General features: G+C 54.2%; 19 protein-coding genes. 11 read left to right on the top strand and 8 right to left on the bottom strand.

Translation table 11 applies throughout. From position 1 onward, the window contains the following. The first annotated feature begins 443 nt into the window (after nt 1-443). From FUA23_RS17895 to FUA23_RS17880, 4 genes are all read left to right on the top strand, one after another. The gene (locus tag FUA23_RS17895; protein WP_187271118.1) at nt 444-5,471 is read left to right on the top strand and encodes a T9SS type B sorting domain-containing protein; all 5,028 of its coding nucleotides are present in this window, start codon (nt 444-446) and stop codon (nt 5,469-5,471) included. 233 nt (nt 5,472-5,704) lie between these two features. Then, nucleotides 5,705-7,090 (top strand): glucosaminidase domain-containing protein, encoded by a 1,386-nt coding sequence (locus FUA23_RS17890; RefSeq protein WP_187271117.1) that lies wholly within the window; start codon nt 5,705-5,707, stop codon nt 7,088-7,090. A gap of 112 nt (nt 7,091-7,202) precedes the next feature. Further along, nucleotides 7,203-7,988, top strand: coding sequence for a hypothetical protein (locus tag FUA23_RS17885; protein WP_147932135.1), 786 nt, complete (start codon nt 7,203-7,205; stop codon nt 7,986-7,988). Continuing rightward, on the top strand, nt 7,978-8,688 hold the full coding sequence (locus tag FUA23_RS17880; RefSeq protein WP_147932134.1) for a ComF family protein: 711 nt from the start codon (nt 7,978-7,980) through the stop codon (nt 8,686-8,688). The genes FUA23_RS17885 and FUA23_RS17880 overlap by 11 nt, the downstream gene beginning before the upstream one ends. Here FUA23_RS17880 and rlmD read toward each other — a convergent pair. Further along, nucleotides 8,675-10,105 (bottom strand): 23S rRNA (uracil(1939)-C(5))-methyltransferase RlmD, encoded by a 1,431-nt coding sequence (rlmD, locus tag FUA23_RS17875; protein ID WP_147932133.1) that lies wholly within the window; start codon nt 10,103-10,105, stop codon nt 8,675-8,677. The two genes, FUA23_RS17880 and rlmD, sit on opposite strands and share 14 nt — an antisense overlap. A 269-nt stretch (nt 10,106-10,374) precedes the next feature. On the opposite strand from rlmD, the gene FUA23_RS17870 reads away from it, so the two are divergent. The 5 genes from FUA23_RS17870 to FUA23_RS17855 all read left to right on the top strand — a co-directional run bounded on the left by FUA23_RS17870 (nt 10,375) and on the right by FUA23_RS17855 (nt 12,847). Next, a complete protein-coding gene (locus tag FUA23_RS17870; protein WP_147932132.1) occupies nt 10,375-10,917 on the top strand; it encodes a type 1 glutamine amidotransferase domain-containing protein in 543 nt (180 codons plus the stop codon). Nucleotides 10,918-10,994: 77 nt separating this feature from the next. Then, the gene (locus FUA23_RS22425) at nt 10,995-11,147 is read left to right on the top strand and encodes a hypothetical protein (RefSeq protein WP_187271116.1); all 153 of its coding nucleotides are present in this window, start codon (nt 10,995-10,997) and stop codon (nt 11,145-11,147) included. Beyond that, nucleotides 11,144-11,638, top strand: coding sequence for a DUF4385 domain-containing protein (locus tag FUA23_RS17865; protein ID WP_147932131.1), 495 nt, complete (start codon nt 11,144-11,146; stop codon nt 11,636-11,638). Before FUA23_RS22425 ends, FUA23_RS17865 begins: the two co-directional genes overlap by 4 nt. A 120-nt stretch (nt 11,639-11,758) precedes the next feature. Next, nucleotides 11,759-12,238 (top strand): hypothetical protein, encoded by a 480-nt coding sequence (locus FUA23_RS17860; protein ID WP_147932130.1) that lies wholly within the window; start codon nt 11,759-11,761, stop codon nt 12,236-12,238. 126 nt (nt 12,239-12,364) lie between these two features. After that, nucleotides 12,365-12,847, top strand: a complete 483-nt coding sequence (locus tag FUA23_RS17855) for a hypothetical protein (RefSeq protein ID WP_147932129.1) — start codon at nt 12,365-12,367, stop codon at nt 12,845-12,847. A 135-nt stretch (nt 12,848-12,982) separates the two neighbouring features. Here the strand turns inward: FUA23_RS17855 and FUA23_RS17850 are convergent, their stop codons facing one another. Both FUA23_RS17850 and FUA23_RS17845 read right to left on the bottom strand, forming a co-directional pair. Continuing rightward, nucleotides 12,983-15,175: a xanthine dehydrogenase family protein molybdopterin-binding subunit gene (locus FUA23_RS17850; protein ID WP_147932128.1), complete on the bottom strand. Its 2,193-nt coding sequence runs from the start codon at nt 15,173-15,175 to the stop codon at nt 12,983-12,985. A gap of 123 nt (nt 15,176-15,298) precedes the next feature. Continuing rightward, nucleotides 15,299-15,766, bottom strand: coding sequence for a (2Fe-2S)-binding protein (locus FUA23_RS17845; protein WP_147932127.1), 468 nt, complete (start codon nt 15,764-15,766; stop codon nt 15,299-15,301). A 411-nt stretch (nt 15,767-16,177) separates the two neighbouring features. On the opposite strand from FUA23_RS17845, the gene FUA23_RS17840 reads away from it, so the two are divergent. Together FUA23_RS17840 and fumC are read left to right on the top strand one after the other, a co-directional pair. Beyond that, a complete protein-coding gene (locus tag FUA23_RS17840; RefSeq protein ID WP_147932126.1) occupies nt 16,178-16,939 on the top strand; it encodes an SDR family NAD(P)-dependent oxidoreductase in 762 nt (253 codons plus the stop codon). A 91-nt stretch (nt 16,940-17,030) separates the two neighbouring features. Continuing rightward, nucleotides 17,031-18,419 (top strand): class II fumarate hydratase, encoded by a 1,389-nt coding sequence (gene fumC, locus FUA23_RS17835; RefSeq protein ID WP_147932125.1) that lies wholly within the window; start codon nt 17,031-17,033, stop codon nt 18,417-18,419. 66 nt (nt 18,420-18,485) lie between these two features. Here fumC and FUA23_RS17830 read toward each other — a convergent pair whose 3' ends face one another. The 5 genes from FUA23_RS17830 to FUA23_RS17810 all read right to left on the bottom strand — a co-directional run bounded on the left by FUA23_RS17830 (nt 18,486) and on the right by FUA23_RS17810 (nt 23,814). Further along, entirely contained in the window at nt 18,486-20,012 is a 1,527-nt protein-coding gene (locus tag FUA23_RS17830; RefSeq protein WP_147932124.1) for a hypothetical protein, read from the bottom strand. Nucleotides 20,013-20,078: 66 nt separating this feature from the next. After that, nucleotides 20,079-21,086 (bottom strand): cytochrome-c peroxidase, encoded by a 1,008-nt coding sequence (locus FUA23_RS17825; protein ID WP_147932123.1) that lies wholly within the window; start codon nt 21,084-21,086, stop codon nt 20,079-20,081. 105 nt (nt 21,087-21,191) lie between these two features. After that, nucleotides 21,192-22,061, bottom strand: a complete 870-nt coding sequence (locus FUA23_RS17820) for an MbnP family protein (protein ID WP_147932122.1) — start codon at nt 22,059-22,061, stop codon at nt 21,192-21,194. A gap of 97 nt (nt 22,062-22,158) precedes the next feature. Further along, nucleotides 22,159-23,070 (bottom strand): transporter, encoded by a 912-nt coding sequence (locus FUA23_RS17815; protein WP_147932121.1) that lies wholly within the window; start codon nt 23,068-23,070, stop codon nt 22,159-22,161. Between the two features lie 351 nt (nt 23,071-23,421). After that, complete coding sequence (locus tag FUA23_RS17810; RefSeq protein WP_147932120.1) at nt 23,422-23,814, bottom strand: hypothetical protein; 393 nt, start codon at nt 23,812-23,814, stop codon at nt 23,422-23,424. Between the last annotated feature and the right edge of the window lie 89 nt (nt 23,815-23,903).

Here is a 23,903-nt window from a genome sequence, read left to right as displayed (position 1 = left end):
ATTCTTCTCACTGCATGTGACTCCGAACCGCGGTGCAAACTTACAACAAGATAAGTAAGTATTTTGTGAAGGTTGGCGTTGAGGAATTATCGCTTTTTAAAAAAAAGGCTGGTAATGCGTCATTTTTGAGGCTATACGAGGAACCGCTCCCCCCTCAAAAACAACCGTTTACCGCGTCTTTGCTACCCAACATCCAGATTAGTTTAACCCATTGAATGTTAAACTAATGTGCATTTAGCTTTTTCGTGGCTATCTTTGAATTGCATTAGATTGACTTCTTTGGCTTGATCAGTACACGCCTCCCTTTTATGAAACCGATTTTATTTTGCCTGATGCTGTGTATGATTGGGGATTTTTTGCCCGCTCAACATAGCCAGGACCTAAAAAGCGACCTGGAATTACACCGCATATCTGGAGCTTCTTTCGCCCCATCCCCTTTGAAAATGCCATGTGATCCCTCTATCGGCCTCTCCATCACTTGTGAAGGGGAAACACCCTCGTCTGGAGATAACAATCCCGGAAATGGCGCTTTTATGACATGGACGGCCAACGGAGCCAACCTTTATTACAGTAGAATTTACAGCGGGACGGATACTTTCGAGATTTCCCGCGCCAGCTTTTCTCACCTTCCTGTTCAATCCGTTTTCTCTCCAAACCAGCCAGACGGAACTTCTTATGAAGCCTATATACTTGTAGGAGACAATGTTTTCAACGAATGTGTACCCCCCGGAATTTATACCGTTCAGGTCTGGAGTGTGCAGGATTTTGACGGCGATCTGCAGCCAGACACTGATTTCGATGGCAACATCATTGGTTGTTACGAGGAGTGTACCTATGATTTCCGCCCATCCTGCGCCCCTCCCAATATCCCTTATTTTACTGTCGATGCACGCGATATAGGGTGTAATGGCTCCGGAGGCTCCGTAAGGCTGCACTCTTTCCGGACAGAAAGCTTCTATTGTGTAGCCGAAGATGGCACCGGCACTACTATCAACTGGACCGGACCCAACGGGTTCACCGCAACCGGGCCGATGATATCCGGCCTTACGCCGGGTATTTACAGCGCCGAAATTATGGACCTTTACGGCTGCACAGCCTACTGGGATGCTAACATCACCCAACTAGACAATGTCGCCTTTGCCTGCTCGGACTTCACCGCTCCAACAACTATCGGCGGCTCCGACGGAACGATAAACATCGACATCCTCGCCGGGCTGGGAGACTATAACCTCAGCTGGACCGGTCCGGTAAGCGGTAACCTCAATAATATAAACGACGGGGTTACCACCCTAACCGGGCTGCCCGCAGGGACTTACGTTTTCACCGTATTCGATCTGGAGAGTATGTGTACCGAAGATTGCACCCTGATCATCCCCCAACCCGATTGCTCCGACCTAGCGGCAGAAATTCTTGAGGTCATCAACAGCGATTGCGATGGCAACCTCAACGGAGGCATTACTTTGACTTTCTCCGGCGACCATAACCCGATGCTCGTATGGGAAGGACCAGGCGTGGATGGCTCAACCGAGCCCGAACTCACCGGTCTTGGCCCGGGAACCTATACCTATACGGTAACCGACAGCCGGCTTTGCGAAGTCAGTGGTTCCGTCAACATAATTTCGGAACCGTCTTTCACCTTCAACTGCGGAGGTGTAGACGAAACGCTACCCTTCCTGGACGACGGTAAAATCGGACTCGAGCTAAGCGGTGGCACTCCGGACTTCCTGTTGAGCTACGTTGCGGTAGATCAGGCCGGAGATTCGCTGCCCGCCGTAAATGACCTCATAGTTGCCAGCGGCGATACGATCTACGACCTGCCTTCCGGCACTTATTTTTTTGAGATTACTGACCAGACCGGATGCAGCCGGACGTGTGTTGCCACCATCGGCGAAGCCAACTGCGATATCTTTCCCAACTGTACCCCCACCAACCCTGTCTCTATTTTTGGTGACGGACAGGTAACGTTGAATTTCGATAGCGGGCCAGATTGGTTCGTTACCATATCCGGGCCGCTCGATTCAATGTTTGTAACGACCGTACCGACCGTTGAGATCACAGGCCTGCTCGCCGGAGACTACACCGTAAGCACTTACAATACCGAAGGTTGTACGGGAAGCTGTGTGTTTTCGATCGTCCCTCCTCCCTGTACCCTCGCTGCTACCGTTGACTTTGACCCGCCCGGCTGTAATGATGAAAATAATGGCAGTATCCGGCTGGATATTACCGGCGCCAGCCCCGGCCTCGTTGTCGACTGGGACGTAGATGCATACGATGGCCGCTGGGTCGTCAATGACCTGCCCGCCGGCACCTACCGGATACATGTTTCTGACCGGACAGATTGCCCCCTGGATACAATTGTGGTCGTTCTCGATAACCCGGAACCGTTCGGAGTCGACCTTACGCTGACCGAGCAAATCAATTGTTTTGGGGACAGTACCGGAGGTCTTGCGGCAATCGTTTCGGGAGGAGCATATCCCCTAACTTACAACTGGTCGGTAGACAGCCTTCCCAACGACAGTCTCGTGGGAGGCTTGATTGCCGGCAACTATTCCCTTGAGGTAACCGACGCCAACGGTTGCGTAGCGAACAATAATTTCGTCATCACGCAGCCACCGCAACTGACCTTGAGTTGCTCGGCAACGGCAGAAACACTGGCCAGTATCATGGACGGAACAGTTTCAGTCGCGAACGCAGGTACAGGGAACGTTATGCAGCTCAGCGGAGACCTGGGAGACTTTGTTATCAGCGCCAACTCAGACACAACCATCAACGGTCTGGGGCCAGGGACCTACAACCTGATCCTGACCGATCAAAACGGCTGTACGACCCAGTGTACTGCCATCGTCAACCCGGGCCCTTGTATGATCGGGCTATTAACTACTTCTACCCAACCGGATTGCGGCAACGCCCGCGGAGCAGCGACCGCGACGCCCGTCAACCCCTTCGGCGTGGTGACCTACCGCTGGAGCAACGGCGACACTACGGCGAGTATAGGCATGTTGGCTCCCGGCTCCTACACCGTCACCATCGTCGATGAATCCGGTTGCGAAGCAACCGATGGTGTAAACATCACGCCTTTTACTGATATACCATCGTTATCGACGACGGGGCTGAGCCCCGCCTGCGAAGACGACTGTGTCAGTTTGCAACTGAACCTGGCGGGAACCCCTCCCTTCGCCATCGATTACGTCTTCAGCCAAAATGGAGGGCCAGAGCAGGAGATGACCATCAACCGGAATTCTTCGGGGTCAGAGATGATCTGTGCCGCCGAATTGGGTCTTACTGACCTTAATGATGTGGTTATCCGAATTCTTGACATAACGGACGGCAACGGTTGTTCACGCCCCGTAGGCCGAACCCTTCCCGTCGTGCTTCTGCCTCCCGCTGTGGGGCAGCTCGACACTGTGCTCTGCCCGGAAACACCGCTCAACCTCTTTGGTGAGGTTTTCGACGAAAACCGGCTCTCGGATATAATTTCGCTGCCGTTTCCTTCGGCGGGGGGCTGCGATAGTTTCCTGATGGTAAACATCAGCTATGCTGCTCCGGCAGTAAGCTACCTGGATACAACACTGTGCATCGGCAATCAACTGAGATTGTTTGGTCAGGTTTTCAACGCCAACCGGCTGACCGGGGAAGTACTCACCCCGATGCCCTCGGCGGCGGGCTGCGACAGCACGATCAATGTTTCCATCCAATTCTATGCACCTGCGTTCAGCGCCCTCGATACGACCCTGTGCCCCGGGCAGCGGCTCAACTTCTTCGGGCAGTTCTTCCATGAGAACCGGACTTCGGGCCCCGTGGTGGTACCAACACCTTCGGCAAATGGTTGTGACAGTACGGTAATGGTGAATGTGAGCTTTCGGGAGCCAGCCCTCGGCACCCTCGACACGACAATTTGCCGGTATTCCCGCTTGAACTATTACGGTCAGTTCTTCGACGTGAACAGGCCACAGGGAACCGTCAGGCTACCTATCTCTTCATCCTCCGGCTGCGATACGACCGTGATGGTAAACCTGAGCTTCCCGCCCGAAGTAATAGGGTTTCTGGACACCACCATCTGTACGGGAGATACGCTCGTGTACGGTGATGTCACCTTTGTTCGTCCCGCCACATCGGTACTAACCCAACTCGACATAGCAGACCAATACGGCTGCGACAGCCTTGTATTCGTAACGGTTCGTAATTATGCCGTCCCTACGGTGCGGCTTTCCGGCGATGGAATCGTTTGCCCGGGAGGCTCCCCAAACCTGGTACTGAGTTACGATGGCAGCGGAATAGCCACTGTTGTATTGAGCTCTGACCCAACGGATACCATATCATTGCTGAATGGCTCGATCACCATCAACCGGCAAATTCCCGTGGGTACCCAGGTCAGCATTCTGGCCGTAGCCGGCGGTGATGGCTGCCAGGTAGGCAGCCAGGGAACCGTGCAGATAAGAGAAACAGACCTCGCGGCAAACATAGAAATACTAAGTGGCGACGATGCCTATGCCGTCAGCTGTGCAGGAGGCTCAGACGGGGCCATAATAGCAATCCCCAACGGAGGCCAAAGGCCTTATATTTACAGTTGGGACAACGGGAGCAGTTCAGCCGTACTTCAGAACCTGCCTGCCGGAGATTACAGCGTAAGCGTGACCAGCAGGCGCGGCTGTACCGCAGAGGCCGAGGTTACTCTGGTCGCTCCGGAGTCACTGGAAACCCAGGTGAGCCGGGTAGAGGCAAACTGTGTAGATACGCTGCCTTATCTGGTGCTGCAGGAGGTACAGGGCGGCGTTGGCCCATACCTTTTCCGAACCAGCGCAGACCAGAATTATCGTCCCCTGCCCGACCTGCCCGACTCGTTGCAACTACCGGTTGGTGCTTCGGTGCTACAGATCGAGGATATGAACGGCTGCCTGCTGAGCGAACGCTTCGACTTCGAAGCTCCGCCCCGCGGAGAACTGATCGTCAGTCCCCGCCGTGCCATTATTGCGGAAGGTGACAGTGTTCGCCTGCAGCTCCTGACCAACCTGAACGGTACGGGGTACCTGCTCTCTCCCGGTCCGGACAGTCTGTTTCAATCCGACAACTTTTTCGTTTCCCCCGGCAAGAACACCACCTACGAGATTACCACGATGGATGAATTCGGCTGTACGGCGACGGCTATGGTAGAGATCATCGTCGATGATTACGTACCGATTTATGCGCCGAATGTATTCAGCCCCAATGGCGATGGCGTCAACGACCTCTTCCGGATATACGCCCGCTCCACAGTGCTCAGCTTTAGTGACTTCGCCATTTTCAGCCGGTGGGGAGAAATGGTCTACTTTATGGAAGAGTCCGTCACCCCGAACGACGGTAACTGGGGCTGGGATGGCCACCATCCCGACGGGAACGTCTACGAGCAAGACGTCTACATCTTTAAGGTTATTGTAGAGCTTTCAGGAGGTCGGAAAGTGGAAATTACGGGTGATGTGTTGCTGATGCGTTAACTTGGCAGGCGGCAACCAACTGCTATCAATATGCTAACCTCCCGGTAAAAATCCTTAACAAACTAAAAAAGTGAGGCATCAACACCCTCATTACCCTTTACTTTGCCGTTCCATACTTATCCATTCCGATCGGGGAGCCATGCACCCTTCGGGGAGGTGCCCGGCGCGCTAAGCGCGCCTGCCCCCCAACGGAGCTATTTATATCTATGTATTTACTCAAGAGCACAAGAGACATGATTAAGCACGTTTTAACCTTCCTGTTATTTTTGGGAACCCTGGGGTTCTCCGCAGCAAATACCTCCTCCCCGGAGATAATCCTGACTTCGTCCGAAGCTGATCAGGAAGATTACATCAAGCGTTTCAAGAAAATCGCTATGAGTGAAATGGAGCGCAGCGGAGTCCCCGCCAGCATCAAGCTGGCGCAGGGCATTCTGGAAAGCGATGCCGGCAGAAGCAAGCTCGCCCGCTCTGCGAACAATCACTTCGGGATTAAGTGTGGAAGCCAATGGAACGGTGAAGAATACTACAAAGAAGATGATGATTACAATGACCAGGGTAAGCTGATCAAAAGCTGTTTCCGTCAGTACCGTAATGCAGATGCCAGTTTCGTCGCCCATTCCGAATTTCTTCGTGACCCGGCAAAATCTTTCCGTTACGGATTCCTTTTCCGGTTAGACCCTACTGATTACCGGGCATGGGCCGAAGGATTGCGTACGTCGGGGTACGCCACCAACCCCAACTACCCTCAGCTTCTTATCTCACTCATCGAACGGTACAACCTCAACCAGTACGACCAGTCGAGTATCGTGATCGATGACCCTGAAATCGTCCTTACCCCGGTTGAGGAATTACAACGGGGCATCCTCCGCACCAACGACGTGAGCTACTTCATAAACGACGCACCGATCAGTGTTCAGGAAGTAGCCCGCCAGGTAGATGTAAGTGTAAGTCGCCTGCTGGAATACAACGAAAACCTCCGCCAGGAAAACCAGGAAGTACCTTCCGGCGACCGGGTTTACCTCCAGAAAAAACGCAGAGCATACCGTGGCCGCGAAGCTTACCACGTCACCGAAGAAGGGGAAGACCTGTTTGACATAGCCCAGCGCTACGGTCTTCGTCTCGACATACTTGCCCGGCGGAACCGCCTGCAGGAAACTTCAGACCCCGCCACCGGCGAGAAGGTGAAGCTAAGAGGAAGCAAGCTACGCGAAGCACCACGGTTAGAAGGAGTGATAGACGAAACATTACCTCCTACTCCTACCATCCCTACCGATAATAATGGTCAGATCATCGTCGATGACCCTACGGATACACCGACCACCAATCCTCAGCCTCCGTACAATCCGACGCCGACCACGCCGACCTACCCTCCGTACAACCCATCGCCCACCCCACCAACAACCACCCCTCAGCCCGTTCCTCCGGCAGTGGTGCCACCGGAAGTAGCCAACCCCAACGGCCCCTCGAACGGTACTGCTGAGCAGTACCACGCCGTCTCTGCCGGAGAAACACTTTACGCCATCAGCCGGCGCTACGGCCTGACGGTAGACGCCCTGAAGCAACTCAACGGCCTCACCGGCAACAACATCTCTATCGGACAACGACTCCGGGTACGGTAAGACGAATACCGAAGCCACCGGTGGCCTGCAAACAACAAATATCTGCAGTTCACCGGTGGCTCCTTGTTATACTTTTACTTGCTACCTTAGCCGATCAACCAAACTCATGCCCGTGCGTCGTATCAGCTCAACCCTGTTTTTTGTTTTCGCTCTCTTCCTACCCTTCAACCTGGCCACCGCTCAGGATCTGGACCAGGAAGGAGAATACGGCATAGATTGGGGAGGCTATCTCTTCGGGGTAAAGGGAGGATTGAGCCTGGGAAATCAGGACTGGAGCGGCCTGGAAACAGAGCTTCTGATCGGTTACCACGGTGACCTTTACTTCGAGTCTATCCCTTCACAGGGTCGTTTCAGTTTCTACGGTCAACTGGGCTATCACACGCGGGGCAGCAAAATCAGCCGCCGGCGGGGCATCACCTTCAACGGAGGGCAGGTAACCCTACCCAGCGATGATTTCAGGTTCTACAACGTCTCGCTGGGCCTCGGTGCTAAATCCGTTTTCGGTTATTCCCGGCTGGGAGACTTCTACTATATCCTCGGGCTCAGAGCTGATTACAACGTCAAGACCAACCTCAGCGATTACGACATCCTCGAGCAAACCGCCGGTACCTCCTTCCGGCTGAATTACCCCCTGGACAGTCCTGACTTCATCAAAGACATTACCTACGGAGCAAGCTTCGGAGCAGGTGTCCTCTTCCCGATATCAGAAAAACTAGGCGGAACGGTAGAGCTACAGGGCCACCCTGACTTTAGCTTCCAGTACGAGTCAGGAGAAATCGACAACGTAATCGACGGATCGGGAACCCTGCGCACCCTGCCCGCCCGCGCCATCCGGAACTTCACCATTGAAATTTCCTTCGGGTTGCGCTTTCTGCGCAAGTGGACATATGTCGATTAAACGGACTTTTCATACCCTCGGCGACGGGCTGATGACTTTGCTCTTTCCCCGTCTTTGTCTCAACTGCCAGCGGGCAGTTGTGGCGGGGCAACGCCCCCAGCTTTGCATTCCCTGCAACAATGATCTAGCCCTTACCAACCACTGGCTCATGCCGGAGAACGGCGTAACCGATCGTATGGTCGGCCGGCTTCCCGTAACCTTTGGCGCGGCGCTTCTGGCGTTCAATACGGGGACCGTCTGCCAGCAGCTGATTCATGCCCTCAAGTATTATCACCGGCCGGAGGTCGGCGTCCAGCTCGGCGAACAGCTCGCGGAATTGATCAAAGATCACCCTGCGCTGCAGGACCTCGACGGCATCGTCCCTGTCCCGATTCACCCCAACCGGAGGCACGAACGGGGTTACAACCAGGCCGAGAAGATTGCGGAAGGAATGGCCACGGTGCTTCGCAAGCCCGTTTACCCCAAAGCACTGAAGCGAGTCGTATTCAAGGGTTCACAAACCAAACGGACCCGCTACGAACGGGTGGAAAACACCCGGGAATCCTTCGGAACCGGAGAAGGAGACTTCGCCGGCAAGCACTTGCTCCTGGTCGACGATGTGCTTACTACCGGAGCTACGGTCGACTTCTGCGGGAACATCCTGCTGGCCAGCCATGAAGGCCTGAAGCTGGGAGTAGCGACACTTGCTATTGCGGAGTAATCAGTTCCAACCGCACTACCGACTCACAATGGCTCGTCTGCGGGAACATATCCACGGCCCGCGCCTTAACGACTTTGTACTTCTCGGACAGCAGCGCCAGGTCCCGCGCCTGGGTACCAGGGTTGCAGGAAACGTAAACGATAACGGGAGCGGCGAGCTCCAGTAGCATCGGAATTACTTTGGGGTGCATACCCGCCCGGGGCGGGTCGGTGATGAGTACGTCGGGGCGGCCGTGTTTGGCCGCAAACTCAGGAGTGAGGATGTTTTCGGTACGCCCGGCGTACCAGGTGCAGTTGTCCAATCCGTTAAGTTCGGCATTGATCTTAGCGTCGTCGATCGCGGCGGCGATTTCCTCGATACCTACAACCGACTTTGCGTCTTTAGCCACGTACTGACCGATGGAACCGATCCCGGTATAGAGGTCGTAAACATTCTCGTTGCCGGTGAGCCCGGCGTACTCGGCCGTGATGTCATAAAGGCGTTTACCCTGGCGACTGTTGGTCTGAAAGAAAGACTTAGGGCCGATGTGAAACTTCACGTGTCCGAGTGTTTCGCGAATGGTGGAGGTACCCGCAAAGAGGTGCATCTCCAGGTCCATCATGTACTCATTGATCTTGCCGTTTATGCAGTAGTAGAGGCTGGTGATGTGCTCTCCGAATTTCTCCATAACCGCGTCCAGGAAAGGCTTAATCTGGTCCTGATCGTTTTCGAAAAAGGCAAGAACGAGCATGCACTCTCCCGTGGTGGTGGTCCGGATCATGAACTGCCGGAAGAGGCCAACACGCTCGCGCATGTCGAAGAACGGGATCTGCATTTCAATTGCCAGGGCACGGATGCCGTTGCGCAGCTCGTTGCTGGGTCCGAACTGAAGGTGACACTTCTCGATGTCGATCAGTTTATCGTAGGCACCTGCTTTATGGAAACCGATGACATCCGTTTCGTTGGTAACGGTGTCGTCGCCGACTTCATCGGCGGTAAGCCAGCGGCGGTTGGCGACGCCGAATTCCAATTTGTTGCGGTAGAAGCTGGTCTCTTCGCTACCCAAAATCGGCTCCCATTCGCCGACCTCAACCTTGCCGATGCGAGTGAGGGCATCGCGGACAATGCGGTCTTTTTCGCGCAGCTGGCCTTCGTAGCTGAAGTTTTGCCATTTGCAACCACCACAGACGCCAAAGTGCTGACAGAAGGGTTCCACCCGGTCTTCGCTCTTCTTATGAAACTCGAGCGGTGCCGCGAAGAGTACTTTCTTCTTCTTGCGGAATGGGCGCACATCCACTACGTCGCCGGGCACAACTTTTTCCACAAAGACTACCATTCCCTCGTCGGTCTTCCCAACGCAGAAGCCTTTATCGGCCAGACCAGTGATGGTTACGTTATCGATGCGTTCAGGGAAGCGGTTACGGCGGTTACGGCCCATGTTTTGGTCTGTTTATTCGTTAGTTCTTTGGTCTTTTAGCCCGCTGCAGCAGCTGCGACTATTTGACCGCTGACTTTCCAGCGCCGCAAAGGTACATGGAATGAAGGAGGTTTTTATCGACAGTTTGACAGGATGTTCAGGCGCGGCCGCAGGATGCAAAGATGGCTTTTGATAAATTGGATCCGACAACATACACCCCCGCAAAACCGAACTCTGAAATATCGGCATCCGTTTTACCACCAGCATTAGTAAACTAAATTCTTAAAATCATGGATATTTCCAATCTGAAGGTAGCCGCTCTGATTACCAACGGCTTCGAAGAAGTCGAATACACCGAACCACGCAAAGCCCTCGAAGACGCCGGTGCCACCGTACACCTGGTCAGCCCCGAAAGCGGCAGCATCAAAGCCTGGGATGGCGACGACTGGGGTGGCAGCTACGATGTAGAAGTTGTACTGGACAACGCCGACCCTGCTGCTTACGACGCTCTGCTCCTGCCCGGCGGCGTACTAAGCCCCGATTCCCTGCGCATCAACGAACAGGCACTTGCTTTTGTCCGATCGTTCTTCCGCGCTGACAAACCTGTGGCCGTAATCTGCCACGGCAGCCAGACAATGATCAACGCCAAAGTAATCAAGGGCCGCTCAATGACCTGTTACGAATCTATCCGTTACGACGTGAGAAACGCCGGAGCAGACTACATCGACAAAGAAGTAGTCGTCGATGCCAACCTCGTCTCAAGCCGTAACCCAGGCGATATCCCGGCCTTCAACAAAGCAATGCTGGAAGTCTTTGCCGGCGTACCTGCCTAATTATGCCGTCTGAACAATTATGGGGAAGTGGCCATTATCACTTCCCCATACCTTAATATTTAAAATTCATCAGAGGCATGAAAGACGAAAACAACTTCTCAACCATCCCCAGCAGCTATAAGCCTAAGGATTACCGACTTGCCCGCTTCGCGGCCAATACCGGAGATGCCGATCTTCCCTTGCCCGACATTGCTCAATCCGACAACAGCGATGAACCCGAAACATCATGAGAGCTTTCGACTATTCAATCGACTTCAATACTACAGACTTCCGGGAACGCCCTGATCTCTACGCCATCGGACGCGGAGAGCAGGGCGTTCTTTCGGTTGAGCCATACAAATCAGAAATCCTTCCCTTTTGGCGTTTCAAAGACCCTGAAACAGCACGGGTTTCGTCAGAAAAAATATGGGAGTTGTTCCTCGGCTACCTGAAAGAAAAGGACTTCGTCGGAGCCGACATGGCCCGCAAGTTTCTTCAGATGGGCTTCACCCGGGCCCGCCGGTACGCCAACCATAAAGGAGGCAAAAAATACGACGGCCCCGTACCTGCCGGTAAAAAAGGTATAAGCGGTGCACACGGCCGCGCCGAACTGCCACGCCAGCCCGAAGACCCCGTAAAAGCCGAAGCCGCACGCATTTTCAAAGAAAAGTGGGACGCGGCCAAAACTCATCCTGAGTACCTCCGGCTGCGGCAGGAATTCATCAACCAGTACGGACGGTAAGCACAAAAGGCCAGAACATAGCCATCAACCCTTCCCTGCACCCGCGGCCGCGCCAAAAAAAACCACGCCGGTGTAACAGCACCCCGCTTTTGCGCATAAAGGGACAAAACCACCTTTGCTATGCGCTCTTTGCTAAACCTTATCCCTCTCCTCCTATTGACTTTGGCCTTCACCAGTTGCGGCGCCGACGGCAATATTGACGCCGCTCTCGTTCAGGAATACGCCGAACGTTTCCAGAAAGAAGTGCTGCCCACCAAAGAAGAATTCAAGAAAATCGCCGAAGAGCAGATCGTCAGAATGCCCGCCGAAGAGCAGGCCGAAGCCCGCAAAAGCCTCGAAGAAACGCTTGCCGAATGGCCCACCGACGGCGAAATCACCGAAGCTATTTCCGAAGCCGTCAACGACCTCCCATCCCGCTCCGAAATCAACGAAGCTTTGAGAGAACTCGACGAAGCCCCCGGTGGCTCCATGATCAGTAAAATGATCCGCGGTGCAATGGACGAGGCGCCCTCCGGCAGCAAAGTGAACGGTCTGGTGGAGAAAAGCCTCGACGAAATGGAAGCTCAGGCCGATGAGATCCGGGCCAGAGCAAAAGACTGATTTCTCATTCTATATTGCCTGAATCGGGGGCGGAGCGTTGATCGACGATCCGCCCTGTTTCGTCGAGCAAACTCGTACCCATTGGGTTTCCGCCGCTACCTATGCAGCAAATAACCCCTGATAACTATGCGCAAGCTCCTACTCACCCTACTTCCTGTTTTCCTTTTCACCCTTACTTTTTCCTGCACCAGCGACGGATTGGTCGATAGCGACGCGATGAAAAACTTCGCCCGCAAGATGCAGGACAAAATGCCCTCCAAAGAAGAGTTCCGCGAAATAGCCGAGAAGCGTATCGCGAAGATGCCAGCCGACGAGCAAGCCGAAGCACGCCGCGAACTGGAAGAAACCCTGGCCGACTGGCCAACCGACGCTGAGATCTCCGAGGCCATCGACAAAGCCATCGAGGAGTTCGCCGAAGAGGCCCCCACCAAAGCAGAAGTAGAAGAAGCCCTTGAAGAATTCGCCGACGAATTACCCTCTAAAAGAGAGATGAAGAGGGCCGTCAACGGCCTGATCGACGACCTCCCGGAGGGCGATGAATTGAACAACATCCTGAAAAACGGACTCAATGAGGTCGTTCAAGCGCTGGACTCCCTCAAAGTGGAATAAGCAGCAACATCGTGCAGAAGGCGCGAACGCAGGTGCAATGATACCATCAGGGCCCGGCTCCGGGGGCCAAAAAGCAAGGCCAGCCTCCCCTCAGGGGAAGGCTGGCCTTTGCGTTTCCGGTACGGTAACCTGAGCTTACCCGCGCAGGCTTTTCGTGAACGGCTGATCGTATACGCGCTCACCTTTTGCCGCGCTCAGTGCATTGGCCAGCGCCCCGATCACGGGCGGCAAAGACGGCTCCCCGAGCCCGGTGGGAGCAATACCGTTATCGACGAAGTGAACGTCGATTGAAGACGGTGCCTCCGGATGACGGATGAGCCGGTAAGTGTTGAAGTTCTCGTGGTCCGGTTTGCCCTCGGTGAAGGTCATTTCGCCGAAGAGCGCGTGCCCGATTCCGTCGATGATACCACCCTCGATCTGGTTGAGCGCACCTTCGGGATTCACGACGATACCGCAATCCACGGTACAGCATACACGGCCAACTTTAGGCTTATCGCCTTCCATCGTAACGTCAAGTACCTGAGCAACGTAGGAGTTGTGGCAGTAATAAGCCGCAAAGCCACGGTAAACGCCTTCACCTTCACTGCCCTTCCATCCCGATTTTTCGCGGGCGAGTTTGATGACGCCAGCGTAACGCTCAGCGTCGTAATCATTGTTTTCCCCCACGGGTTTCTCCATTGCCCGGTCAAAGAGTTCGAGCCGGAAGTCGATGGGGTCCTTCCCCGCCGCCTGAGCGACTTCGTCGAGAAAAGCCTGCTCTGCACCGGCGATGAAGTTCGAGCGTGGCGCACGCCACGCGCCGGTACTGATGTTGGAGTCGAGGCTGATGTTTTCGGCCAGGTAATTGTCTACGGCTCCGGCGGGAAACCGGTTTTCGAAAACGGGGCTGCCCGCAGTACCGGTTCCACGCACGTGGAACGCAATGAGCTGGCCGTTCTCATCGAGGCCGGCGCGGTAGTTCACGAGGTAATCCGGGCGGTAAGTACCCTGGGTCATGTCATCCTCACGGCTATACACGAGTTTCACCGGAGCTTTCACCGCCTTCGAGATCAAAGCGGCCTCAACGGCAAAGCTCCCGTACAGGCGGCGGCCGAAGCCTCCTCCCATGCGCGTCATGCCCACTTCTATGTCTGCCGGGTCCATATCGAACAGGCTAGCAATGGTCTTCTCCAGGAATTCGGGGGTTTGGATTGGCCCGTGAAGTTCCGCTTTTTCGTCCGTGACGTGGGCGAAGAAGTTCATCGGCTCCATCGTGTTGTGAGGCAGGAAGGGAGCGGAGTAAGTAGACTCAATTACTTTGGCGGCGCTTTTAAAGGCCGCCTCAGGGTTGCCGTCACGGCGGGCTTCGGCAACTTTTCCCGTCGCGAGCAAGTCGGTCATTTTGCTTCGGTGCCCGGCGTTACTTTCAGCGGGCGAGACGCGCTTCCATTCTACCTCGACGGCTTTTTTGGCCTGCATTACCTGCCAGGTGGAGTTGCCGACAACAGCTATTTGTTTGCGGACCGTTGCACTATCGGTCCACTGCAACTCTTTTCCTTCCGGCGCACAATCAATCTCGATCACGTCGACTATGCCTGGCATTGCCAGGGCAGCATCAGCATTGAAGGAGCTCAGTTCCATCCCGAAGGCCGGGGGCTGAATAACCCCGGCGTAAAGCATTCCTTCACGCCGGACATCCATTCCGAAGAGTGGCTTGCCGGTGGCAATCTTGCGTCCATCGACGTTTTTGGTATTTTTTCCGATGATTTTGAAATCCTCAGGTTTTTTCAGCTCTACTTCATCCGGCACGGGTATGGTTACAGCGAGTGCAGCTACTTCGCCGTAGCTGATTTCCTTATCACCGGGGCCGTAAATCATGCCGTTTTCGGTGCGCAATTCAGAAACGTCCGTTTCCAGCTTCTGAGCTGCGGCGGCAAGGAGCATGGCGCGGGCAGTAGCTCCGGTGGTACGCAGGGGCGTCCAGCCCTGACGGATACTCTGGCTGCCGCCAGCAATCTGGCGGGTGAAGTGCTCGGTGTCCAGCTTACCCTGTTCAACGATCACATTATTCCAATCGACATCAAGCTCTTCGGCAATCAGCATTGGCATTGAAGTTTTTACGTTCTGGCCAATTTCCGGATTGGGGTTCATGATGGTTACTACCCCGTTTTCGGCTATTCTGATGAAGCCGGCGAATTCGGTAAACTCGGCGGGCATTACCAATTCGGGAGTCATGGTTGCCACAGCTTTCTGCTCGCAGGAGGTAAGTATGGAAAAGCCGAGAAGAAAGCCTCCCCCGGCGGCGGCGGAGACTTTAAGAAAGTTTCTTCGGTTAGTATTGGTGGTCATAATTTTATCTTGGTGTGGGATGGAAAAGAGGGATTGTTGAGAGGCTGAGCGCCAGCTATTCCTCACAGGAAGTGAGCAAGGGCTTTGCCCTTGCTACGGCAACCTGGATGATGCGGCGGCTTTCTAGCTCATCTTCGTGGCGGCAGTCTTAACCGCAGCATGAATCCTTTTATAAGTACCACAACGACAAATATTGCCGGCCATTCCCGCACTTATGTCTTCGTCCGAAGGGTTAGGGATGTTGCTGAGCAGCGAAGCTGCACTCATAATCTGCCCGGCCTGACAGTAGCCGCACTGCGGCACGTCGTGCTCAAGCCAGGCCTGCTGAACGGGGTGGTCTCCGTTTTCGGATAATCCTTCGATGGTTGTGATTTCGCTGTTCCGCGAAGCGATGTTCTCTACGGTCATCTGGCACGAGCGCATAGCTACGCCGTCTACGTGAACAGTACACGCTCCGCACTGTCCGATGCCGCAGCCGAATTTGGTACCTACGTAGCCAAGTTCGTCACGAATGGCCCAAAGGAGCGGGGTTTTAGGATCGACGTCTACCTCGTGGCTTTTGCCGTTTACACTGATTGAAAAGTTAGCCATGGGTGTTGGTTTGGGGGTTTGGCCGGGGCATAAAAGCCCCCGGAAGGGCCCTAAAGTTAGGGGCTGAAAGACAAAGAATGAATTTAAATTACAGTTGTAGTATGAGAATTAACATTCACTGCCCGGAATTCGTGCGTTTGGGCAATTGGCCCCGTCTCCCGGTCACCCTGTACTACTGGCTCTTCCTTGAAACCATCTTTGCATCCTGCGTTCGCGCCTGATTGTCTTTTTCAGGCGTCGGGCCCTGACCGTACGAATCCTATATATGAAGTTTCACCTTATCTGCTCTTCAGGCACCTGGCTTCGTACTCAGCTTACAGTCAACGAAGAAAAAATTAAAAAAAATTAAAATAGTCCACCTTCCTTAACGAACACAATGAAGTCGAATGGCGTATGGGAAAGAAAATCATCATGACAAATTTCAGTGGTAAAAGAGTACTCATAACCGGTGGTTCCGGCGGTATCGGAACCGAAACAGCCCGGCAATTCCTCGATGCAGGTGCGTACGTAATGCTCGTCGACATCAACGGAGAGGACCTCAAAAAGACCAAAGAAAAACTGGACTCTGACCGCCTCTACATCCATACTGCCGATGTAACTAAAAGCGAAGAAGTACAGGCTTACGTGAAGGAGGCAAAAGCGGCAATGGGAGGTATTGACGTATTCTTTAACAACGCCGGCATCGAAGGCCCGGTAATGCCTATTGTGGATTATCCCGAAGAGGCATTCCACAAAGTTATCCACGTCAACATTCTCGGCGTTTACCTGGGCCTGAAGTACGTGATGAAGGAAATGGCCGACGGTGGAAGCATCATCATCACCAGCTCCGTAGCCGGCCACGGCGGCACTCCCAACATGAGTGGCTACGTAACTAGCAAACACGCCGTTATCGGCCTCATGAAAGTCGCAGCACTGGAAGGTGCCGCCAGTAATATCCGGGTCAATACGGTTCACCCCAGCCCGGTAGACAACCGGATGATGCGCAGTATTGAAGACGGTTTCGGCGGCGGAAAGGGTGACGCGGTTAAGTCGCAGTTCGAAAGCCAGATCCCTCTTGGCCGCTACGCCAGTGAAAACGACGTCGCTAAACTTGTACTGTTTCTTGCCGGAGACGACGCTACGTTCCTGACCGGCGGGCAGTACAGTGTCGATGGCGGAATGTCCGCTTTATAGTTCGGTGGATGGTTAGTTCGTTAGTCTGTTCGGGGGCCGTACCTTCGCGGACAGGTAACCCGAAAGACTAACAAACTAAAAGACTAAAATCATGTCCAACTACCGCACCGAAAACGATTCAATAGGCCCAGTAGAAGTCCCCGCAGACCGCTATTGGGGTGCTCAGACCCAACGCAGCTTCACCAACTTCGAGATCGGCGGCCAGCAAATGCCCGTCGAAATCATCCGCGCGTTCGCTATCCTGAAAAAAGCGGCAGCCCGTACCAATGCCGCACTGGGGGTACTGGACGAGAGCAAATCGAACCTTATCGGCAAAGTTGCCGATGAAATCCTGGCGGGAGAGCTCGACGGAGAGTTCCCTCTGGTAGTATGGCAAACCGGCTCCGGCACCCAGTCCAATATGAACTGCAACGAGGTAATCGCCAACCGTGGCCATGTCCTTGCGGGTGGTTCCCTGACCGATGCTAAAAAGGCGCTTCACCCTAATGACGACGTCAACAAAAGCCAGTCGTCCAACGATACTTTCCCCACGGCAATGCACATTGCCGCCTACAAAATGATCGTCGAGAACACCATCCCTGGTCTGGAGCAACTTCGTGACACCCTGCAGGCAAAGTCTGAAGCGATGGCCGACGTGGTCAAGATCGGTCGCACCCACTTTATGGACGCGACCCCACTTACCTTGGGTCAGGAATTCAGTGGTTACGTAAGCCAATTGAACCACGGCATCAAAGCGATCAAGAATACCCTCGACCACCTGAGCGAGCTGGCCCTGGGTGGAACCGCCGTAGGAACCGGGCTGAACACCCCGAAAGGCTACGCCGAGCACGTTGCCGGTGAAATTGCCGAACTGACCGGCCTGCCCTTCCGTACCGCCGAAAACAAATTCGAAGCACTGGCAGCACACGATGCTATCGTAGAAGCCCACGGTGCACTGAAAACCGTCGCCGTAAGCCTGATGAAAATCGGTAACGACGTTCGTATGCTTTCCAGCGGCCCCCGTTCCGGAATCGGCGAAATCATCATCCCGGCCAACGAGCCGGGCAGTTCCATCATGCCCGGCAAGGTGAACCCGACCCAGTCCGAAGCCCTCACTATGGCAATGGCTCAGGTAGTTGGTAACGACGTAGCGATCAATGTAGGTGGCATGACCGGCCACTTCGAGCTCAACGTCTTCAAGCCGATGATGATCTTCAACTTCCTGATGAGCGCCCGGTTGATCGGTGATGCTGCCCGCAGTTTCGAGAAAAACTGTGCCGTCGGTATTATGCCCAACGAGAAAAAGATCAAAGAGCACCTCGAGAACAGCCTCATGCTTGTAACCGCTCTCAACACGAAGATCGGGTACGACAAAGCCGGCAAAATTGCCAAGAAAGCTTACGCTGAAGACACCACCCTCAAAGCTGCTGCGCTTGAGCTCGGTTTCCTGACCGCCGATGAGTTCGACGCCTGGGTTCGCCCCGAGGACATGATCGGATAATTACCGCATTGAAGCGTCGCCGGGTAGCAGTTGCTGCCCGGCGACGTTACAATCTCCCCGCAGTTATTACTCCGGGGTAATCTCTTCGGGGATGAAGACCTTCCCCGCTACTGAGCTTTTCATCCCTGACACCAGGGATTTCCAGTAGATATTGAAGAAAGACTTTGTCGGGATGTGCTCCGCATGTACTGTTCCGACAACAAGGTCGCCATCGTTGCGCGGATTGGAATCGCGGATAGCGAGATCTTCGATAAGGTTAATGAACCAGGCATTTTTGCCCGTCATTTTCACTTCCAGATTGTTGTATCTCAGCAGCAAATCCCCCTTCGCCACTCCGTTTTCGATGCTGAAATTATGGTTTAGTTCCGTGATGTATCCTTTTTCTATATCGGCGTTCGCCGCAACAATCATCAGCGGGTTTATCTTGGGAAGGTCGTAATCCCTTAGGGTTCCTGTAGTGGTGAAATCGCGCCCGTCTCCGCGTTGGTCAAGCTCAAAGCGAACCTTAAGAGGAGACGTCTTCTCGAAAAGACAGTCTATCTCCATAAAAGCGGGCTTATTCTGTTTCCACGTGCTGAAGTTACCGGCTTTGATGCTTCCGGAGAAGGTGATGTCTGGTCTTTCAGCCCCTTCTTTATGGACGCCGTAAGCGATGTTGGCCTGTTCCACCGTCAGCGATTGGAGCCATATTTCCTCACCTAACTGCCGGAACTTTTCGATCGGGAACTTCTTGTACGGTTCGTTCGGGGAACGCTCCAGGCTGGGGTTTTCGTAGATCGCAAAACTCAGATCACCGATGGTTATTTCGGGAAACACCGAACGACCTCCGGCGAGGAGGCTATCGAAAGGTACGTCGCTTGCTTTTACGTCTTTGAGGTGTAGAGCCTGCCATGCTCTTTTGTACTCGATTGAAGTCAGAAACGCCCGGGTTGCCATCTTCGGGGCAATCCTGAAATCACCAATCTCCACTGTTCGCTTTTCTACGTTAATCTCCAGAGAATCTATTATCTGGTCGGTGTCGTCGGTGGCAGGAAATAAGACTTTACTGGCCGAGAGCTGCATTTTGGGCGCGGTCGCAGGTGCAAGGGGAAGTTGTAAGGCACCGCTGATGTTCAGGCCGTCAATCTTTGCTTTCAGGGTTCCTTCTTCGTCGTAACTCAAAACACGGCTGTTTACCAGACGTAGTTCGTGCAGGGTTATTTTCTTCTTGTCTTCCCTGTCATCTTTCGTTGAATCCTCGCGCATTTGCGCGGGATGGATGTCCAGATCAGCCCCCTCCAGCAGCAGGTCGTCGATGTCGATGCTTCCACCAATCGCTTTCAGCAGGCTAAGGCCGCTGAGCGAAACGCTGCCGATGGATCCGGATACCCGACGGGGCCCGACTCTTTGGTCCAGCCTGACGCTGTCGAGTTCCAGACCAAAGTTGAGTAAGTTAAACGAAAGGCTTCGCTCCCCGACGGAAAGCAGGTTTCCTTCCTCATTGGAGGATTCGATCAGTTGGTTCAGCTTGCTATTAGCGATGATCTTACCGGCAGCATAAATAACAATAAGAAGCAATGCGAGACCTACTGCGAGGTATGTAATTTTTTTCACGTACGGGTTGGCTTTCAGGTATAACCTGATGTACTCCGCCGGATGTTCGTCCGAATTGATTTATGGCTAAAACCGGGGGTCCTGCACAAACTCCCAATCGGTAAGGGTTTCCAGGAAAGCGATCACGTCGGCCATTTCATCGGAAGTCATTGCTATTCCGCCCTCCAGTCCGGGATCGAGGGTAGATGACGACACAACGCCGTCGCGATAATGCAGTAGTACCTCATCCAGGGTTTCAAAGCGCCCGTCGTGCATATAGGGAGCCGTACGACTTACGTTTCGCAAAGAAGGTACCCGGAACTTACCGATGTCCGTTCCGACCTCGCTAATCAAGCTCCGCCCTGCATCCTGCGCGCCGTCGCCCGCAAGTCCGTTATTGCGGTAACTCTGATCGGTGAAGAGCACCCCCGCATGGCAGGAGGCACAATTGTTTTTGAAGAATGCCTCGCCGCGCAATTCCGCTGCTGAGAAAGCAGCATCGTTACGTCCTGTCACCACATCATCGTATTTACTGCGGTCCGAGACGAGCATATTCTGGTACTGGCTCAGCGCCTGCAACATTAGTCCGGAGGTGATCGTGTCCTCTCCGAAAGCATCCTGAAATGCTTCCCGGTATCCGGCATTTGCCCGGAGTTTAGCCACTACGTTCTCAAGGGTTTCGTCCATTTCCACCTCGCTGGTAATGGCATTGATCGGTACAAAATCGAGGTGGGTAATGCCACCATCGAGCATAAATTCGCTGGTGAACGCAAGGTTGAAAAGCCCGGGAGCATTGCGCGTCCCGACCCTCTCTTCCACACCAAGGCTCAGCCGGTGCTGCGGATCAGAAAAAGCAACCGCCTGCTGGTGACAGGTAGAGCAGCTCACTGAATTATCGGAGGAGAGGCGCACGTCCTCGAATAAGCGTTTGCCCAGTTTAAACCCGGCCTCGGTGACGGGGTTTCGCTCAAAATCGTAGGTCGCCGGAGGAAAATGCTCAGGCTGTACAAAAGTGAACGACGTATCCGATTGGGTTTCGCCGGGCTGGCAACCGGCAAAAAGCATAAAACACAGAGCAAATACAAGCGGACGCATGACGGTGATTTTTTATTCTGAAAAACGGGAGTAGACCGGCGGTCGTAAATTATTTACGAACCACCGGCCACCCGCCGTCATGGGAATCAGGGTTTCAGGAGGGGTCTACTGGTGAATGTGGTCATAACGGAACGCAGCGGCTGCGTTTACTGCCATGTCGGCTCCGTCTACAGGGCGGTGAACATTCACATTGCTGTTGGCAAAATCAATCGTTGTTTCAGGACCGTTGAACACCGCGTCTACGTCCAGCTCCAGGTGAGCGGTCGGTTCCAGGCCTGCGCCTACGCTGGCGTTGGTATCGAATTCCAGGGTTACCCGTTGGTTGTTGTTCCGGAAAGCGGTACCGTCGATGTCTTTCCAGCCGCCAAGGTGGAACACGATGCCTTTATCGTTGGTGTTCTCGATCGTATTGCCGCTGGCTCCACCGGCGCTGGCAGCACTCTGACCTTCTATCTTGAAGGCTACATAACCTGCGTTCCAGCTCCAGAACATCCCGCTGGTGGCGGGGTCAAGGCTGCCGCCGGCAGCACCTTCCTGCACGCCGGTGCTGTCTACTCCGAGCAGGAAGCTGATCTTATTGTAACGTCCGGCGGGGACGTTCTCGAGATCGAACGTCATGCTGGACGGGTCATCGGCACTGATGAGGTAGTAACCTTCGGCTCCCGTTGCGCTAACGCTCATTGGGTCTTCGAAGCGTTCGCCATCGGGGCCTTCAAGTACGACTTCGCTGATGTAGTAGCGCAGGAAAGTGATGTTGTAATCCTGGCCCATAGAGTTGGTAAAGCCGTAATCGGTGCTGCCTACGTCGCTGAGCGAGAAGCTCCGCTGGTTGTCCTGCGGGCCAAAAACGTTTTCGAATTCTACTTCGAAAGTGCCTCCCTCAAGAACAGGGCTGATGTCATCGTCGTCGTCACAGCCAGTAAAGGCAAAGAGTGCCGCCGCAAAAAGGAAAAAGTAAAGGGAATAAGTTTTCATTGTTTGAATTATTAAGCGTTGCAGAATGAGCCTGGCTCGCATAGTTGTTTTGGGCGAGGACGCAGGTGCAGGGTTCGTGGATTGAAAAGAGTTGGGTTTAAAAATTCAGCGTGAGCTGAAGGTTGGTTGTAAGCCCGGCCTCCGCTTGTCCGTCGGAGTAATTCTGACTGAGCGGGATGCCGGCACTGTAGCTAATCGTTATGTCATCGTAGCGGACATTGGCACCTGCCGAAGCCAGCCACGCGCGACCTCCGGTCGCGTGCACGGGCTGATCATCGACGGTCCGGTTCGCTGCGGTGTATTCGTAGTTTATCCCGGCAAAGGGGATGAACTTCCAGTGCGGATCGTGCGCGAACTGCCCGAACAAGCGGGCTCCGGCAGAAGTCTCTTCACCGAAGCGGTAATACGCAGTGCTCTTACCGTACCGCTGGTGCCGGGCGTTGATGGCTACTCCGTAAGTTCCGGAGCTTAGTACCATCGTTGATTGCAAGCCGTAGCCCACGGCTCCCTTACCGAGGTTGAAGTTGTCGGGCAGAAATTCGCTGTCCAGCAGATCATCGTCGTACGCTCCCGTGGGCAGGCTGACCACCGGCCCCACCTCGAGGTACCAGCTTCCGCCCTGCGCGCCGAGGGGGCGGTTATCGGCCAGTACGTAAGCAAGGCCCAGGCGTGCGTCCCCGATTCCGCTCAACGACTGGTCGCCCGCGGGACCGGTACGTGTGTGGTGACGGTAAGGCAAAAAGGCATCGACCCGCCAACCCCTCAGTACTTCGTAGCGTACAGAAAGTTCCACCTGGTGAAAGGCATCCTCCGTTCCGGTATATTCTCCACTTGTGAGCCGGCTTTTGAAGGGCAAATGACCGTAGCCGATACCAACGTAGTTGTTGCGATAAACGGACAGTAGGCCGAAACCTCCTCCGCCAATTCCGCAACCGCAGGCATCGCAGGCCGACAGGCTGGAAAAGGAGATCTGGGTCACTGCCAGTAGCAGAATAATACGGAAACGCATAGTTGATGATTTTACCCGCCCGCCCCCCTCACGACGGGCGGGAGAAACGGAGTGATGAGTCAGGTAGATTTACGATTTGATCCGGCGCCACACCGGAGACGACAGCGCCAGCATACGTACCGGCAGGGTCTGTCTTTGGCTGCTGGGCCGGAGCTTCGTCGCGGCCATACCAATTGATGAAGTTGGTTAATACGCTTTTCACCTTCCGGCAGAAAAACCCGCTACGATCCAGACCAGGACAATCGGGGCTGAGCAGCATCGGGTCCGACGGATCCAGTGTTTACCCGGCAGTGCGGACAAACCAAGCCATAGGTCGAGACTTTCAGAAAAGGAGAGGTGCGTACGTGCCGGTTAGCCCATTGCGGGTGGCTCAAATACGCTACCCACATAATCACCAGGCGTATAAAACGGCACAGTGGCGGGCGCAGGAACGGTTAAAACCGCAGGAAGAACCGGTTGCAACGGTGTAATACGTACCGGCAACTGGCAATAAGGTGAAGTGGTGGAGGGGAAGGAGGCGCTGAATTCATCGCCGCCCTCGCCGGAGGTCATTTCCTGGAAAAGTTCCGGGAGCTGACAGGAACCGGCACACATAGGTACGTCGGTTTCCCAATCGTTGTTAACGCAAAAAAGCGCCGTAAAGCTTTCGTTGGCCAATGTCTGCCATTGCAGCATCAACGATGTCCTCCCCGCCTGAGCGAGAAGCAACATTGTGAGCATAATGGTGACTATTGTAGCTTTCATCTAACGCCACAAAGGTAAATTCTTTGCTCGGATATTCCGACATGGATCTGTCTGACAAAAGACATAAAACGGGCAAGGAGGATTTTCAG

Source organism: Neolewinella aurantiaca (assembly GCF_008014675.1).
In the GTDB taxonomy this organism is placed as follows: Bacteria; Bacteroidota; Bacteroidia; order Chitinophagales; family Saprospiraceae; genus Neolewinella; species Neolewinella aurantiaca.
This window is presented reverse-complemented; position numbering and strand designations above follow the sequence as displayed.